The organism is Alteromonas sp. ABV4_515, assembly GCF_056160345.1.
The window spans coordinates 1-301 of record NZ_JBSWWZ010000047.1 but is presented as its reverse complement, the minus strand read 5'-3'; the positions used below and the strand labels follow the sequence as shown (position 1 = coordinate 301).

At 50.2% G+C, this 301-nt stretch carries 1 rRNA gene; it reads left to right on the top strand.

What is annotated here, in order from left to right:
• Positions 1-301: ribosomal RNA gene (locus ACXAGX_RS20615) — 23S ribosomal RNA — on the top strand; the annotation flags it as partial.

Below are 301 nucleotides of genomic sequence, written 5' to 3'. Positions count from 1 at the left end.
GAACCAGTACCGTGAGGGAAAGGCGAAAAGAACCCCTGTGAGGGGAGTGAAATAGAACCTGAAACCGTATACGTACAAGCAGTGGGAGCCCCATCACTAAGTGCCTTAGTGATGAGACTCACAAAGTGCAAACAGCCTGATTGAGCGTAACGTTGACCTGCGAAGCAGCCAACGGTAAACCGCGCCAAATCAAGCAGGGTGCTTAGTGATGGGGTGACTGCGTACCTTTTGTATAATGGGTCAGCGACTTATATTTAGTAGCAAGGTTAAGCGAATAGCGGAGCCGTAGCGAAAGCGAGTG